The organism is Nocardiopsis sp. KDC1DS13DA1 (assembly GCF_055632325.1).
The window spans coordinates 107,589-122,299 of the sequence record NZ_JBVMUY010000027.1; the positions used below are offsets into that span (position 1 = coordinate 107,589).

General features: G+C 72.4%; 17 protein-coding genes. 5 read left to right on the top strand and 12 right to left on the bottom strand.

Translation table 11 applies throughout. The features are described 5' to 3' along the window. Window positions 1–78 precede the first annotated feature (78 nt). The 9 genes from ACTVAJ_RS17725 to fbaA all read right to left on the bottom strand — a co-directional run bounded on the left by ACTVAJ_RS17725 (window position 79) and on the right by fbaA (window position 8,751). Window positions 79–984: a phosphoribosylaminoimidazolesuccinocarboxamide synthase gene (locus tag ACTVAJ_RS17725; RefSeq protein ID WP_470389286.1), complete on the bottom strand. Its 906-nt coding sequence runs from the start codon at window positions 982–984 to the stop codon at window positions 79–81. Window positions 985–994: 10 nt separating this feature from the next. Then, entirely contained in the window at window positions 995–2,245 is a 1,251-nt protein-coding gene (gene purD, locus ACTVAJ_RS17730; protein WP_470389287.1) for a phosphoribosylamine--glycine ligase, read from the bottom strand. A gap of 48 nt (window positions 2,246–2,293) precedes the next feature. Next, window positions 2,294–3,577 (bottom strand): adenylosuccinate synthase, encoded by a 1,284-nt coding sequence (locus ACTVAJ_RS17735; RefSeq protein WP_470389288.1) that lies wholly within the window; start codon window positions 3,575–3,577, stop codon window positions 2,294–2,296. Window positions 3,578–3,772: 195 nt separating this feature from the next. Further along, window positions 3,773–4,189, bottom strand: coding sequence for a DUF3151 domain-containing protein (locus ACTVAJ_RS17740; RefSeq protein WP_470389289.1), 417 nt, complete (start codon window positions 4,187–4,189; stop codon window positions 3,773–3,775). A gap of 37 nt (window positions 4,190–4,226) precedes the next feature. Next, window positions 4,227–4,883, bottom strand: coding sequence for a hypothetical protein (locus ACTVAJ_RS17745; protein ID WP_470389290.1), 657 nt, complete (start codon window positions 4,881–4,883; stop codon window positions 4,227–4,229). Beyond that, window positions 4,871–6,187, bottom strand: a complete 1,317-nt coding sequence (locus ACTVAJ_RS17750) for an ABC transporter permease (RefSeq protein WP_470389291.1) — start codon at window positions 6,185–6,187, stop codon at window positions 4,871–4,873. The genes ACTVAJ_RS17745 and ACTVAJ_RS17750 overlap by 13 nt, the downstream gene beginning before the upstream one ends. Beyond that, window positions 6,184–6,945, bottom strand: coding sequence for an ATP-binding cassette domain-containing protein (locus ACTVAJ_RS17755; protein ID WP_470389292.1), 762 nt, complete (start codon window positions 6,943–6,945; stop codon window positions 6,184–6,186). The genes ACTVAJ_RS17750 and ACTVAJ_RS17755 overlap by 4 nt, the downstream gene beginning before the upstream one ends. A 78-nt stretch (window positions 6,946–7,023) precedes the next feature. Then, window positions 7,024–7,431 carry a hypothetical protein gene (locus ACTVAJ_RS17760; RefSeq protein WP_470389293.1) on the bottom strand — a complete coding sequence of 136 codons (408 nt, stop codon included), beginning with the start codon at window positions 7,429–7,431 and terminating at the stop codon, window positions 7,024–7,026. Window positions 7,432–7,728: 297 nt separating this feature from the next. Then, the gene (gene fbaA, locus ACTVAJ_RS17765; protein WP_470389294.1) at window positions 7,729–8,751 is read right to left on the bottom strand and encodes a class II fructose-bisphosphate aldolase; all 1,023 of its coding nucleotides are present in this window, start codon (window positions 8,749–8,751) and stop codon (window positions 7,729–7,731) included. A gap of 408 nt (window positions 8,752–9,159) precedes the next feature. Here fbaA and ACTVAJ_RS17770 point away from each other — a divergent pair, with 408 nt between their 5' ends. Further along, on the top strand, window positions 9,160–9,546 hold the full coding sequence (locus ACTVAJ_RS17770; protein ID WP_470389330.1) for a DUF4115 domain-containing protein: 387 nt from the start codon (window positions 9,160–9,162) through the stop codon (window positions 9,544–9,546). 131 nt (window positions 9,547–9,677) lie between these two features. Here the strand turns inward: ACTVAJ_RS17770 and pyrE are convergent, their stop codons facing one another. Then, window positions 9,678–10,211, bottom strand: a complete 534-nt coding sequence (pyrE, locus tag ACTVAJ_RS17775) for an orotate phosphoribosyltransferase (RefSeq protein ID WP_470389295.1) — start codon at window positions 10,209–10,211, stop codon at window positions 9,678–9,680. 67 nt (window positions 10,212–10,278) lie between these two features. On the opposite strand from pyrE, the gene cutA reads away from it, so the two are divergent. The 3 genes from cutA to ACTVAJ_RS17790 all read left to right on the top strand — a co-directional run bounded on the left by cutA (window position 10,279) and on the right by ACTVAJ_RS17790 (window position 11,961). After that, complete coding sequence (gene cutA, locus ACTVAJ_RS17780) at window positions 10,279–10,620, top strand: divalent-cation tolerance protein CutA (RefSeq protein ID WP_470389296.1); 342 nt, start codon at window positions 10,279–10,281, stop codon at window positions 10,618–10,620. Then, on the top strand, window positions 10,617–11,219 hold the full coding sequence (locus tag ACTVAJ_RS17785) for a hypothetical protein (RefSeq protein ID WP_470389297.1): 603 nt from the start codon (window positions 10,617–10,619) through the stop codon (window positions 11,217–11,219). The genes cutA and ACTVAJ_RS17785 overlap by 4 nt, the downstream gene beginning before the upstream one ends. A gap of 88 nt (window positions 11,220–11,307) precedes the next feature. Then, window positions 11,308–11,961: a GNAT family N-acetyltransferase gene (locus ACTVAJ_RS17790; RefSeq protein WP_470389298.1), complete on the top strand. Its 654-nt coding sequence runs from the start codon at window positions 11,308–11,310 to the stop codon at window positions 11,959–11,961. 46 nt (window positions 11,962–12,007) lie between these two features. Here ACTVAJ_RS17790 and ACTVAJ_RS17795 read toward each other — a convergent pair whose 3' ends face one another. After that, window positions 12,008–12,661: a TetR/AcrR family transcriptional regulator gene (locus ACTVAJ_RS17795; RefSeq protein ID WP_470389299.1), complete on the bottom strand. Its 654-nt coding sequence runs from the start codon at window positions 12,659–12,661 to the stop codon at window positions 12,008–12,010. 65 nt (window positions 12,662–12,726) lie between these two features. Here ACTVAJ_RS17795 and ACTVAJ_RS17800 point away from each other — a divergent pair, with 65 nt between their 5' ends. Continuing rightward, window positions 12,727–13,557, top strand: a complete 831-nt coding sequence (locus tag ACTVAJ_RS17800) for a class I SAM-dependent methyltransferase (protein ID WP_470389300.1) — start codon at window positions 12,727–12,729, stop codon at window positions 13,555–13,557. 310 nt (window positions 13,558–13,867) lie between these two features. On the opposite strand, the gene ACTVAJ_RS17805 is transcribed toward ACTVAJ_RS17800, so the two are convergent. Beyond that, a complete protein-coding gene (locus ACTVAJ_RS17805) occupies window positions 13,868–14,611 on the bottom strand; it encodes a hypothetical protein (RefSeq protein WP_470389301.1) in 744 nt (247 codons plus the stop codon). Between the last annotated feature and the right edge of the window lie 100 nt (window positions 14,612–14,711).

Here is a 14,711-nt window from a genome sequence, read left to right on the forward strand (position 1 = left end):
GGACACGACCTCACCACCATACGTGCTCCGAGGGGCGGAAGCGGCGGCGCGTGCGCCGAATCACGCACGCGCCGCGCGTCACAGCTCGGGTTTGGTGCCGGTCAGCCGCTCGTGGATCTCGACGTAGCGGCCCAGGGTGCGCTCGACCACCTCAGCCGGAAGCTCCGGCGGCGGGGTGTCCGACGCCCGGTCCCAACCGGAGGCGGGCGAGGTGAGCCAGTCGCGCAGGATCTGCTTGTCGAAGGAGGGCTGCGGACCGCCCGGGGACCACGCGTCGGCGGGCCAGTACCGGGAGGAGTCGGGGGTGAAGACCTCGTCCGCCAGCACCAGACGACCGCCGGAGTCCCGGCCGAACTCGAACTTGGTGTCGGCGAGGATGACGCCGCGCCCGCGAGCGACCTCGCGACCCCGCCGGTACACCGCGAGGGTGAGGTCGCGCAGCTCGGCGGCGAGTTCCGCCCCGTGCCGCGCCGCCACGACCTCGAACGAGACGTTCTCGTCGTGGTCGCCGACCTCGGCCTTGGTGGCGGGGGTGAAGATCGGCTCGGGGAGCTCCGAGCCGTCCGTCAGCCCCTCGGGGAGGGGTACGCCGCAGACGGTGCGGTCGGCGCGGTACTCGGCCAGGCCGGAGCCGGCCAGGTAGCCGCGCGCCACGCACTCGACCGGCACCATGTCCAGCCGTTCGCACACGAGGGTCCGCCCGGCCCAGGACGCGGGCGCGCCCTCGGGCGGGACGTCGGAGACGACGTGGTTCGGGACCAGGTCCGCCAGCCGGTCGAACCACCAGAGGGACAGCTGCGTGAGCAGGCGTCCCTTGCCGGGGATCTCCGTGGGCAGGACCCAGTCGTAGGCCGAGACCCGGTCGCTGGCGACCATCACGAGCCGGTTGTCGGCGGTCGCGTACAGGTCGCGGACCTTGCCGGTGTGCAGGTGGGTCAGCCCCTCCACCTCGACGTGCGGGGGCCGGACGACGAAGCCGCTCATCGGACGCCCCCTACAGCTGCGCCGCGGCGCGTTCGGCGATGTCGGTCCGGTGGAACGAGCCGCGCAGTTCGATCCGGCTCACCGCCTCGTACGCCCGCTCGCGGGCCTGCCGCAGGTCGGCACCGGTGCCGACCACGTTGAGGACGCGGCCGCCGTTGGACTTCACGTCGCGGGCCCCGTCCCAGGCGGTGCCCGCGTGCAGGACGTAGGCGCCGTCCAGGGCGTCCGCGGCGTCCAGTCCGCCGATGAGGTCGCCCCTGACCGGGTCGGCGGGGTAGTTCTCGGCCGCCACGACCACCGTGACCGCCGCACCGGGCTTCCACTGGAGCGAGCCGATGGAGCCCAGGCCGCCCGTGTCGGTGGCCTGGAGGACCGCGCCGATCGGCGTCGCCAGGCGGTCCAGCACGACCTGGGTCTCCGGGTCGCCGAAGCGCGCGTTGAACTCCACCACGCGCGGACCGCGCGAGGTGAGGGCCAGGCCCACGTACAGCAGGCCCTGGTAGCGCGTTCCGCGCCGGTTCATCTCCATGAGGGTCGGCCGGACGACCGACTCCATGACCTCGTCCACCAGCCCCGTCGGCGCCCAGGGCAGCGGCGCGTAGGCGCCCATCCCGCCGGTGTTGGGTCCCTGGTCGCCGTCGTAGGCGCGCTTGAAGTCCTGGGCGGGCAGCAGCGGGAGCGCGTGGGCGCCGTCGCTGAGCACGAACAGCGACACCTCGGGGCCGTCGAGGAACTCCTCGATGACCACGCGGCCGCACTCGCGCGCGTGCTGCTCGGCGGCGGCGCGGTCCTCGGTGACGACGACACCCTTGCCCGCGGCCAGGCCGTCGTTCTTGACGACGTAGGGGGCCCCGAACTCGTCGAGGGCCTCCGAGACCTGGCTCGCGTTCCGGCACACCCGGGCCCGCGCGGTCGGCACGCCGGCGGCCTCCATGACCTCCTTGGCGAACGCCTTGGAGCCCTCCAGCCGCGCGGCCTCCTGGTCGGGGCCGAACACCGGGATCCCGCGGTCGCGCAGTGCGTCCGCCACCCCGGCCACCAGCGGCGCCTCGGGGCCGATGACGACCAGCTCGGCGCGGATGCGCGCGGCCAGCTCGGTCACGGCCAGGCCGTCGGTCACGTTGATCACGTGGTTCTCGGCCAGGTCCGAGATACCGGGGTTGCCCGGCGCGCAGTGGATACTGGTGACACCCGGGTCAAGGGACAGAGCGCGGACGAGTGCGTGCTCGCGGCCTCCGCCGCCGAGAACGAGGGCTTTCACTACTGGGGCCTCTTCGGGTTGAAGGCGGACTGACGGTGCGGTGCCGGATCAGACGAGGGAGCGCAGTTCCAGCGTCTCGTCGCGGCCCGGGCCGACACCGATGGCGGAGACGGGCGCTCCGGCCATCTCCTCAAGGGTACGCACGTACCGCTGGGCGTTCTTGGGCAGATCCTCGAAACTGCGGGCCCCCGTGATGTCCTCGGTCCAGCCGTCGAGGTACTCGTACACCGGGGTGGCGTGGTGGAAGTCGGTCTGGGTCATCGGGATCTCGTCGTGGCGCACGCCGTCGACGTCGTAGGCGACGCAGACCGGGATGCGGTCGAGGCCGGTGAGGACGTCCAGCTTGGTGAGGAAGAAGTCCGTGACGCCGTTGATCCGGGTGGCGTAGCGGGCGATCGGCGCGTCGAACCAGCCGCAGCGCCGGTCGCGGCCGGTGGTGACGCCGTACTCGCCGCCCTGGGTGCGCAGCCACTGGCCCTGCTCGTCGTGGAGCTCGGTGGGGAAGGGGCCGGAGCCGACGCGGGTGGTGTAGGCCTTGAGGATGCCGACCACCTTGGTGATGCGGGTCGGGCCGATGCCCGCACCCGCGGCCGCGCCGCCCGCGGTGGGGGAGGACGAGGTCACGAACGGGTAGGTGCCGTGGTCGATGTCCAGGAGCGTGCCCTGGGACCCCTCCAGGTAGACCGTCTTGCCCTCGTCCAGCGCCCGGTTGAGGATCAGCGAGGTGTCGGCGACGAACGGGCGCAGGCGCTCGGCGTAGCCCAGGTACTCCTCGACGATCGGCTCGACCTCGAGGCCGCGCCGGTTGAACACCTTGGTGAGGAGCTGGTTCTTGTCGTTGAGGGACAGTTCGATCTTCTTGCGCAGGATCTTGGGGTCGAACATGTCCTGCACGCGCACGCCCTGGCGGGAGACCTTGTCGGCGTAGGTCGGGCCGATGCCGCGGCCGGTGGTGCCGATCCGGGCCTTGCCGAGGAAGCGCTCGCTGACCTTGTCGAGGGCCCGGTGGTAGGGCATGATCAGGTGCGCGTTGGCGGAGATGAGCAGCCGGGAGGTGTCCACGCCGCGCTGGTTGAGCCCCTCGAGCTCCTCCAGGAGGACGCCCGGGTCGACGACGACGCCGTTGGCGATGACGGGCACCACGTTCGGGGAGAGGATGCCGGACGGCAGGAGGTGCAGGGCGTACTTCTGGTCGCCGATGACCACCGTGTGACCGGCGTTGTTGCCACCCTGGTAGCGCACCACGTAGTCCACGCGGTCGCCGACAAGGTCGGTCGCCTTGCCCTTGCCCTCGTCGCCCCACTGGGCTCCCACGAGCGTGATCGCCGGCATTGTCTCAACCTCTTCGCTCGACGCCTGACCGAGGCTTTCCCACCCCGGACATGGATGAACCCCTGGCGCAAGGCAGCGACAGGGGCCGTTGCGTATTGAGGGTACACGACCAGTGGTTCCGGACTCGGGCGGTGATGTCCACAGGGTGTGGACGGCGCGTTCGGGGAACCGTCCACACCCTGTGGACGCGAGGCCTCAGGCGCCGAGCGCGTCGGCGGCCTCGGCGCTGGACTCGCGCAGGAACGTCGAGCAGCGCTCGGCCTCCTCGGACTCACCGATCTCCCCGGCGGCCGTGGCGAGCGCGTGCAGGGCGCGCAGGAAGCCGCGGTTCGGCTCGTGGTCCCAGGGAATCGGTCCGTGGCCCTTCCAACCCGCGCGGCGCAGCTGGTCCAGGCCCCGGTGGTAGCCCGTCCGCGCGTAGGCGTAGGCGGTCACCGGCTGGCCCTGGGCGAGGGCGTTCTCGGCGAGGAGGGCCCAGGCGGCCGAGTAGGACGGGAACCGGCCCGCGACCGGTGTCGGGTCGTCGGCGGCGGCCAGAGCCTCGCGGGCGTCGGTGTCGTCGGGCAGGCGGGTGGCGGGCGGTTCGCCCAACAGGTTCTGGTGCAGGTTCATGGGCCCATCCTGCCACCGGGCGGGGGCGGCCCGGGCTTCACCGCTCGGCCTCCGCTCCCAGGTGCACGCGGGCGGTGGTGCCCCGCGTCGCGGCGTGGGCGGCCACCGCCGCCAGAGCCGCCGCGACGGCCAGGACGGGCACCGTGCCCGGCGGCAGGAGGTCCGGGGCGACCCACCCGTCTCCGCCCGCGTACGCGTACGGGACCACTTGGTTCAGCCCGGGGACGAGGTTGCAGGCGGCGGCCCCGGCGAACACGCCCGCCAGGACGGCGGCCCCCGCGAACACCGCCCCGAGGAAGGGGGACAGCAGATACACGGCGGAGGCCGCGAACAGGACGTTCGTGACCATCAGTGCCCGGTGCCCGACCGCCCCCGTGGGCAGGACGGCCAGGGCCGCGAGGACGGGGAGCGCCACACCCGCCGCGGCCACCGCCGCCGCACGCAGTCGGGTGCGGGCACCGCCCAGCCGCTCCCAGACCCACAGCCGGGGCCGGTTCCACCACGCCCCCGCCGAAGCGGCGCACAGGCACAACAGCTCGGCGAGGGGGATCCGCTGCTCCTCGTGCGGCCAGCCGACCACCGCCACCGGCACCACGACGCCCGACGCCGCCAGGCCGAGTACCGCGGCGGCCAGGGCGGCGAGAGCGGCTCCGGCCATCGGCAGGAGGCAGGGGCGTGTGATCACGTTCGCCACGGCAGGTCCTCCGGGGCCACGTCACACGCGGACAGGCGTTCGCGGTCGCGTCGGATCCACTCCCGGACCTGGTCGGAGGCGGCCCCGGCGAACACCCCGTCGTCGACCGGGCCGTCGCCGTGGGCACGGCTGACCAGCCAGGCCCGAAGGCCCTCCACCACGGCGGCCCGGCGCGCCTCGGGCGGTGCGTCCTCCTCCAGGCTCGACACGCCGCCGGATCCGCAGCGGAACACGTCGGGTACCAGCCATTCCGCCGCTGCCGCGGGTACCTCCTGCTGCGGCTTCCATCCCGGGTACACGCGCAACCAGAGTGCACCTCGCTGACTCTTCCGCAGCACCTCGCCGTCGCTTCCGGCGAGGCTGAGGTCGCGGACCTCGTCGGGTGCCGCGTCCGCGAGGCCGTACCCGGCGAAGACGGGCGCCGCGAGGTCGGCGATCGTGTCGAGTTCCGCGATGTGTCCGTGATGTACGCAGTACCGGACACTCGCACGCTCCGTGCAGATCTCGGTGCCGTCCTCGGCGTACGCCAGGAGCGGGAACGGCCGCAGGTGGGGCAGGAGCACGGCCACGGCCACGGCGGCGACGGCCAGCGCGTACCCGGCCGAGAGCCGCCGCGGGGTGCGCAGCAGCGCAGCCGTCGTCCACGCGAGCGCCACGGTCAGCAGAAGGAAGAACCCGAGTCGGTAGGGGCCCACGGCTGAACCCTCCCGGGTGCCGAGGGTGGGGGAGACTGGCAGTTGGAGGGAGAGCGCGCTCCAGGCGTCCGCCACCAGGGGCAGGCTGGCCAGGAGGAACACCGATCCGACCGCGACGGGGACGGCGAGCGGCACGTGCAGGGCGGCACCGCACATGTAGCCGAACAGGGTGAGGGCGGTGAAGCCCACCAAGGCGCCCGCGACAGCGGTCGGATCCAGCGACCCCGCCCCCTGCGCGGCGACGGCGAGAGTGAGGGGGAGCAGCCCCACCAGGTAGGCGGCCAGGCACCAGCCCGTCACCACCACGCAGTGCCGCCACGGGACCTCCCGCTCCACGCGCGGCTGCCAGCGCTGGGCGAACACCAGGCCGGGCCGGGTGAACCGGACGGCCACCAGGGCGGCGGCGCCCGCCGCCACCACGACGGGTAGTCGGGCCCGTGCACCCACCTCGGCGGACAGGTACACCCAGTCGAGCGCCCGCCAGGACAGTGCGTCCCAGGTGTCGGCCAGGGTCAGGGCGAGGATGAGGGCCGCCGGAACCAGCGCGAACACCGGTGGCAGCGGCCAGAACAGGACCGAGGCCCGGGCGCGGGTGAGGGTGGGCGTCATGCGCGTTCCCCGATCCGTGCGATCAGCCGGTCGTAGGCCCGCTCGAATCCGGAGCCGTGGGCGCTCCCGGTGGAGGTGTCCTCGATCATCGCCTCCAACTGGGGGAAGGTCCCGTGGAACTCGATCCGGCCTCCCACCAGGACGCCGATGCGCGAGCACAGGTGGGCGACGTCCTCGATGAGGTGCGTGGAGACCAGGACGGTCCGGTCCCGGCCGAGCCGCGCGACGACCTCACGTAGGCGCAGCCGCTGCCCGGGATCGAGCCCCGCCGTGGGCTCGTCCAGGACCAGGACGCGGGGGTCGTGCGCGAGAGCGGCGGCGATGCCGACCCGTTGCCGCTGGCCACCGGACAGGGCGCGGGTCCGGTGGCGGGCGAGGTCGGCGAGATTGACCAGGTCGAGGGCCCGCTGCGCCGCCGCCCCGCAGTCCCGCCGCCCCAGACCGTGCGCCCAGGCGGCGTAGGCGACGGTGTCCGCCACGGTGAGTTCGCCTGCGAGGGAGAAGCGCTGGGGCACGAACCCCAGCACCCTCCGCGCACCCGACCGCCCGGCCGCGGTGGACAGGTCGTGCTCACCGACGAGCAACCGTCCGCCTCTGACCGGGAGCAGCGTCACCAGGAGCGACAACAGGGTGGTCTTTCCCGACCCGTTGGGCCCGAGGAGTCCGGTGACACCGGGCTCGATGGTCCAGGAGAGCCCGTCCAGGACCCTCCTCCCGCGCCGGTACCCGAATTCCAGGTCCTCAGCGGTGACGCGCATGGGCTCGTCCGTTTCCACTCATCGAACTCACGTACTGGTCGGCGGGGGATTTCGGATGGACCTTTCAGGTCGGATTGTTCAGCACCGATTAACGCGTCCGGAGGACAGTTTGTTGCCGGTCGAACTCCGGGTTTCGGTGAAGTACGTTCCGTGGCCCTCACAGTTTCCGCGTGCCGTGAGGTTGCCGGATGAGAAATCACTCCGAGTGGTTTCGGCCACGGCCAGGTCGGGCCACGCTCGACGGTGCTTGCGGACCTCGACGGTGAGGGTCACTGCCCCACCGCACTCGGTGCGGGAACCTGTCCCTGAGATGATGTTGCTGTATTGGTTGGGGGTCTGGGCTCCAAGGCCGCACGCGGCGACCGCACGGTCGGCCACGGTGTCGTCGGTCCCGGCCGACACCGCCGTGGAGGTTCCGACGAGCGCTGCGCCCGCCGCCAGTACGCCGACCGCCACCGTGCGCGCGATGCTGTTCCTGGTCTTCAATTTTCCTCATTCTCTGCCGAGGGGGAGGGGCGTTGAGAAGAATTCCCGGGTACGCATCGCTGAAACAGGGGTGTGGACAACCTTGTTTCTGGTGGGCGATTGGTCATGGTTTGTTGGTTAATGCGGTCCCGACGTGTCGTGAATTCGAGTTCGGGGTTGTGGAAAACCTGTGGAGAACGTGAAGATGCGGGTGCCCGGGTGCCCCCGTGCGCGGTCCGGTCCGGGCACCGGTCCCGCGGCGACGACAACAGAGAGGGGACCCGCGGGCGCGCCCACGGGTCCCCTCGCCGGTCGGTCCTACCTCATCTTGTTGCCGGCGGACTTCAGCTGCTGGGCCGCCTCCACGACGCGCGCGGCCATGCCGACCTCGGCGGCCTTGCCGTAGGCGCGCGGGTCGTAGGCCTTCTTGCTGCCGATCTCACCGTCGATCTTGAGCACACCGTCGTAGTTGCGCATCATGTGGTCGACCACGGGGCGGGTGAAGGCGTACTGCGTGTCGGTGTCGATGTTCATCTTCACCACGCCGTACTCGATGGCCTCGTGGATCTCCTCGAGGGTCGAGCCGGACCCGCCGTGGAACACGAAGTCGAACGGCTTGGCCTTGCCGTACTTCTGGCCCACGGCGTCCTGGGCCTCCTTGAGGACCTCCGGGCGCAGCTTGACGAAGCCCGGCTTGTAGGAGCCGTGCACGTTCCCGAAGGTCAGGGCGGTCATGTAGTAGCCCTTCTCACCCAGGCCCAGGGCCTCGGCGGTACGCAGGGCGTCCTCGGGGGTGGTGTAGAGCTTCTCGTTGATCTCGCCGACGATGCCGTCCTCCTCACCGCCGACGACGCCGACCTCGATCTCCAGGATCGTGTTGGCGGCCTTGGAGGAGGCGAGCAGCTCCTCGGCGATCTGGAGGTTCTCCGCGAGGTCGACGGCCGAGCCGTCCCACATGTGGGACTGGAACAGCGGCTCCTGGCCGCGGGCGACGCGCTCCTTGGAGATCTCCAGGAGCGGACGGACGAAGCCGTCGAGCTTGTTCTTGGGGCAGTGGTCGGTGTGGAGGGCGACGTTCACGGGGTACTTGTCGGCGACCACGCGCGCGAACTCGGCGAAGGCGACGGAGCCCGTGACCATGTCCTTGATCGAGGCCCCGGAGAGGAACTCGGCGCCGCCGGTGGAGATCTGGACGATGCCGTCGGTCTCCGCCTCCGCGAAGCCGCGGAGGGCGGCGTGGAGCGTCTGGCTCGAGGTCACGTTGATCGCCGGGTAGGCGAAGCCCTGGGACTTCGCGCGGCTCAGCATCTCGGTGTAGACCTCGGGGCTGGCGATGGGCATGCTTACTCTCCCTGGAGTCGGCCTTGAGCGAGCGGCCGCCGGTCCTTCGCCCGACGGCACCCCACGTGCGTTGCCCCGGTGGAGGCCGGCCGCCGGGGGGTGGTCCAAGAGGAGGGCCGCGTCCGGGAGTGTCCACCAGGTGTGAAACCAGTATCTCGAATGTGCGGAGCCGTTCAACAGGTCTAGACCAAATTGACCCAGAGCGCACGCGTATGTGCAGTTCGTGGGCTTGGCGCTCGGAAGCCGTTGCCGGTGCGGCCCTCGGATCGTGCGCGATGCGTACGTGAGTGGCCGGATTGGTGATCACGTGAGGTATTCGGGCATCTGCTGTCGCTTTTTGCCGTGATACACGCTACATTCAACGCCGTGGGAAGGCACAGGAATGATCCGCGCGGCGTTGGCCAGGTGATGGCCATCGTCGGAGCCGTCCTGCTCCTGGTCGCTCTGGTGGCCCTCGGGGGCTATTTCCTCTACCGGTCGCTGCCGAGCGACGGCACCAGCGTCAGCGCCAACGCGTCAGGGGCCTCCTCCGAGGTGGAGGAGCCGGAGAACATGGGCGTGCTCTACGTTCGCGTCATCGGTGAGTCCAGCAACGTCTTCGTCCGGGTACCCGGTGGGGACGTCCTGCACGACCAGGTGATCAGGCAGGGCAGCTCCATCACCTACGCCGAGGCACCCGAGGAGGGCCTGGAGGTCACCATCGAGGACCCGGCGTCGGTCGAGGTCTTCGTCAACGGCAACCAGCGCGACATCTCGGACCGCAGCGCGGACTACACCTTCACCATCGACGGCTAGCCGCACACGGGCGCCGACCGGTGCCGACGGCGGGGCCGTCGTCCCGGGTGCCGGGAACGCCCCGCGCCGCAGGCGGGGCCGCGCCCGGTGCGCCGACCCGGTGGCCGGGCCGGCGGAGCCGGTGCCGACACTCAGAGGTCGAGGTCGGCGGCCTCGAACACCGCCCGGTACTCCAGCCCCTCCTCGGTCACGCGCTCGCGCGCACCGCGGTCCATGATCAGCGCGACCGCCACGACCTCGGCCCCGGCCTCCCGGAGCGCCTCCACGGCGGTCAGCACCGAGTTGCCCGTGGTCGAGGTGTCCTCCAGGGCCAGGACGCGCCGCCCCCTCACGTCGGGGCCCTCGATCCGGCGCTGGAGGCCGTGCGCCTTGCCCGCCTTGCGCACCACGAAGGCGTCCAGCCTGCGGCCGCGCGCGTGCGCGGCGTGCAGCATCGCGGCGGCCACCGGGTCGGCGCCCAGGGTCAGTCCGCCCACGGCGTCGAACTCCAGGTCCGCGACGTTGTCCAGCATGACCGAGCCGACCAGCGGCGCGGCCTCCCCGTCCAGGGTCACCCGGCGCAGGTCCACGTAGTAGTCGGCCTCCATCCCGGAGGACAGGGTCACCTTCCCGCGGACGACCGCCTTATCGTTGATCTGACGCAGGAGTTCATCACGTTCGCTCATGACCAGTGAGCCTAGAACACCGGGCGGCGCGGCGCGGACGACGCCGTCCAGGTGAGGAGGGGTGACCGTGCCAGGACCCGAGGACACCGTCCGGGTGGAGACCACCGTCGACAGCCGGGAGGGTGCGGAACGGGTGGCGCGGTCGCTGATCGAGCACCGCCTCGCCGCGTGCGCGCAGGTCGGCGGGCCGATCACCAGCTTCTACCGCTGGGAGGGCGGGGTCCAGTCCGACGAGGAGTGGGTGGTGGTCGCCAAGACCTCCGCCGACCGGGTGGACGATCTCACCGCGCACGTGGTCGAGGCCCACCCCTACGACGTCCCCGAGGTCGTCGCCGTCCCGGTCACCGGGGGCAACGCGGCCTACCTGGCGTGGGTGCGCGACGAGACGCGCGACGGCGGCACCGCGTGATCGCCGTCCTCCTCCCCCCGCCCCTCGGACGTCCCTCGCGCCTCCCCGGGCTCGCGGACGGGCTGGCCGTCCGGGGTGTCACACCCGTCCAGCCGGAGGCGGGAGGGGACGAGACCCCTCCGCACGCGGCCCGCTACGTGGCGCGCGTCAGCATGGAGGTCAACCGCCTGGTGGGTGCGGCGGGCCCGGTCGCGCTGGTCGGCGAGGGAGACGCGGGTCCGCTCGTCGGCGCGGTCGGCGCGGCGCAGCGGGCCGCGCACCGGCCGGTGTTCGGGTACGTCCTGGTGGACGCGCTCCTGCCGCAACCGGGCAGCCCCACCCGCGCGGAACTGGAGCGGGCCCAGAGCCCGGAGGGCGCGGCGGGTGACGGGAAAGGGGCGAGCGACCGGCCGGACGAGCCGCCCGCGTACCGGTCCGAGCACCTGCCGACGGTCGCCGACTGGCCCGACGCCCCGTGCGGCTACCTGCTCACCGATCCGGCCCGCGCGCACGTGGCCCGCCTCTCCCGGATGCGTGGATGGACGGTGCGCGAGGCCGCTCCGGAGGACGCCGCCGAGGCACTGCGGGAGATGCTGACCGAGCTGCGGGGGACGGACTGAGGGCGCTTTCGCGCGGTGACCGGTCCGGTTCGGCCGAGGGCACGAAAACCAGGTGGTGCGTGGGGCGCGCGGGACGGAGAATCGGTGCATGCTGAGCACCTACTTCCCAGCGATGGGACTGCGCCTGACCACTCCTCGCCTCGAACTCCGGCTGCCCGACACGGAGGATCTCGGCGCGTTGGCGCAGACCGCGGCGGGCGGGATCCACGCGCCGGACACGATGCCGTTCACCGAGCCGTGGACCGACGGGACGCCCGCCGAGGTCGCGCTCCGCACCGTGCAGTACAACCTGGCGCAGATGGCCGAGATGGGGCCGCAGAGGTGGAGCCTGAACCTCGTCGTGGTCCATGAGGGCACCGTGCTCGGGATCCAGGACATCGGGGCACGGGACTTCGCGGTCACCCGCCAGGTGAGCACCGGCTCCTGGCTGGGGCTCACCCACCAGGGGCGGGGGTTCGGGACCGAGATGCGCGCGGCCGTGCTGCACCTGGCGTTCGCGGAGCTGGGCGCGCTGGCGGCGGAGACGTCGGTGCTGGAGGGGAACGCGGCCTCGGAGCGGGTGTCGCGCAGACTCGGGTACCGGCCGAACGGCACCTCACGGACGGCGGTGCGCGGTCAGGCCGTGGTCGAACACGGGTACAGGCTGACCAGGGAGGACTGGGAGAGGCACCGCACGGTTCCGGTCACCGTGACGGGGCTGGAGCCGTGCCTGCCGCTCCTCGGCCTGGCGGCGGCGGGGTAGCCGGTGCCGCCTGGTCCGATGCGCTGGCGCCCTCGGTGGCCGCCGGTCAGCCCGGCTCGGCCCGGGCCGAGCAGAGCCGGGCGCGCAGGACGTCCAGCGCCCAGGCCTCCCACTCCTCGTGCGGCCAGCCGCGGTCCCGGACGAGGAGCAGGTACAGCTCGGGGCTGAGCACACCGAACAGCTCGTCGGCGACCTTCGCGGCGTCCAGACCGGTGGCGGCCCCCGGCTTGTCGACCAGCGCCCGTGCGAAGGCGGCCTGGACGACGTGGCGGGGGTCCTCGGCGGAGTCCTCCGCCCAGATCTCGCGCACCGCCGGATCGGTCGCCGACGCGACCCGCAGCATCTCGGTGACACCCGCGACACGGGCCAGGATCCGGCCCACGCCCGGGACGTAGGCACGCAGCGCGTCCTCCGCCCCGTCCTGGTCCCGGGCCGACAGGAACCAGTCGCGTTCCAGGGTGGGCACGGGTTCGTCGTCCCCGGCGATGGACGTGTCCACGACCTGTTTGAGCAGGGCCTTCTTCGTGCCGAACGTGTAGAAGAGGGTCTGCACGGCCACCCCCGCGCGATCGGCGATCGCCTGCATGGGCGTGGCTCCGAACCCCCTCTCGACGAACAGCTCCTCGGCGGCCCCCAGCATGCGCATACGGGTCTGGCGCGCCTTCTCCGCCCGTTTCCCGCCGGTCTTGACGTGGTTCATGGCAGCAGCCTATAACTAGATGCAGTCACTAGTGTCTGGCTCTAGTGAAACTCCCTGGAGGAACCATGACCGAGGTCGCCAACAAGGAGCAGTACGACGCCTGGAACGGCTGGGTGGGTACCCACTGGGCAGAGCACCCCGACCGCTACGACGGCCTCCTGGAGGCCTACAACACCGGCATCCTGGACGCGGCGGAGGTGGAGGCGGCGTCGCGGGTCCTCGACGTCGGCAGCGGGACCGGGCAGTTGACCCGCGCGGCCGGGCTCAGGGCAGCGAAGGGGACGGCCACCGGCGTCGACATCTCGACACCGATGGTCGCTGTCGCCAGGCGGAGGTCGCGGGACCTGGCCAACGTGTCCTTCGTCGAGGCGGACGCGCAGGTCCACGCGTTCCCCGAGGGCGGCTACGACGCCGTCGTCAGCCGCGGCGGCGTGATGTTCTTCGACGATCCCGTCGCCGCCCTCACCAACATCGCCGCGGGTCTGCGCGGGGGCGGGCGGCTGGCCTTCCTCGCCCCGGCGCCCGGTGACCCCGACGGGGACTACGTCCGGGCGACGGCGGCGGTGCGCCGGTACATGACCGAGCCCTCGCCCACCACCCGGCGCATGATGTCGTTCGCGGACCCGGACGTCGTGCTCGGGGTGCTGGGCGAGTCCGGGTTCCGGGACGTCCGGGTGGAGCGCGTCGACGGGGTCGCGAAGCTGGGAGCGGACCCGGCCGAGGCCGCCTCGTTCATCAGCGGTCAGGGCATGGTCAGGTCCTGCCTGGAACGGCTCGACGACGACACGCGCCGGGCGGCCGTGCAGGGTCTGGAGGAGGGGCTGGCGGGGCTCCAGGACGGCGGCGAACTGCGGGTCCGCGACCACGGTTGGCTGGTCACCGCCGTTCGGGGGTGATGCCCGCACCGTCCGCACGGTGACCGGGAGCGGGCCGTCCTCGGTTGATCCCGTGGTCGGGTGACACAGGGGCAGGCGCGCCCGCCTCCCCTTGCGGACGCGCCTCCCGGGGCGCCGCGTGGCGGCGCTCCCCTCACCGGCCGGTTCCGCGGGTCGCCCTCCACCGAGGGCCAGAGGACCCGGGAACCGTTCCGGCTGACCGACCCTCCAGCGCCCCTCCCCTCAACGGGGCGGGGGGTCGGCCGACCGCCCCGTGCCGGGTCCCGCCCCCCTCATGGCGGACCGCGCGGCACCGGGCGGCGTCATGCGGTCATCCGTCCGACCTCCCCAGACCGTTGATCAGGGCCAGTGCCTCCCTGAGGGTGGGCGGCAGCGGCACCGCCCACACACCGGCGCCGTGCTCCCAGCCCGATCCCCCGCGCAGTTCGCCGAGCCGTCCGTCCAGGTCCTCCGCCTCCTGCGCGACCACAGCGATCCGGCCCCGGCTGAGCAGGCACACCGACTCGCCGCGGTCGAAGAAGCGGCGCAGCTCGTAACCGAGCACGATCAGCCGCGCCGTGCGCCGCCACGGATCGATCGTCGGGTCGAGCGTCACCACGACCAGCCGGTGTTTCGCGGCGGGCGCTCCGTCGTCACTGACCGGGTACAGCTCCCCCAGCCGTGTGCGCAGATAGGACCGGGTCGCCAGGCCGGTCAACGCGTCCTGGCAGGTGTCGGCCCCCCTCCCCCCTTCGGCCCATCCCTCGGCCATGGCGCGCACCAACCCCAGCGGGGGGTCGCCCCACCCGACGGCCTCCGTGAACGCGGCCAGGTCCGCCAGGCTCTGACCGACCCCGATCCCCGCACGTGCCCGCGCCGCCCCCAGACGGCCCGAGGCGTCGGTCAGGTCGGAGCCGGTCGCGAAGGCCGCGCAGACCGCGTCCACCGCGGGTGTCCACCAGTCCTCGGCCCGGTCCCACACCGCCTCCCGGCTCCGCCGCCCCCACAGGGCACGGAGTTCCCGGGTTCGGGCCCCGTGGTCGCACGCTCCGGTTCCCCGCTCGTTGTCACCCATGGCACCGCTCCCTCCGGTCGTCCGGACCCTCGGCGCGCGGTCGGGGTCCGCGCCCCCGCGGTGGGCCCCTTCCGCTCGCCTCTGTCTCGGATTACGGAGA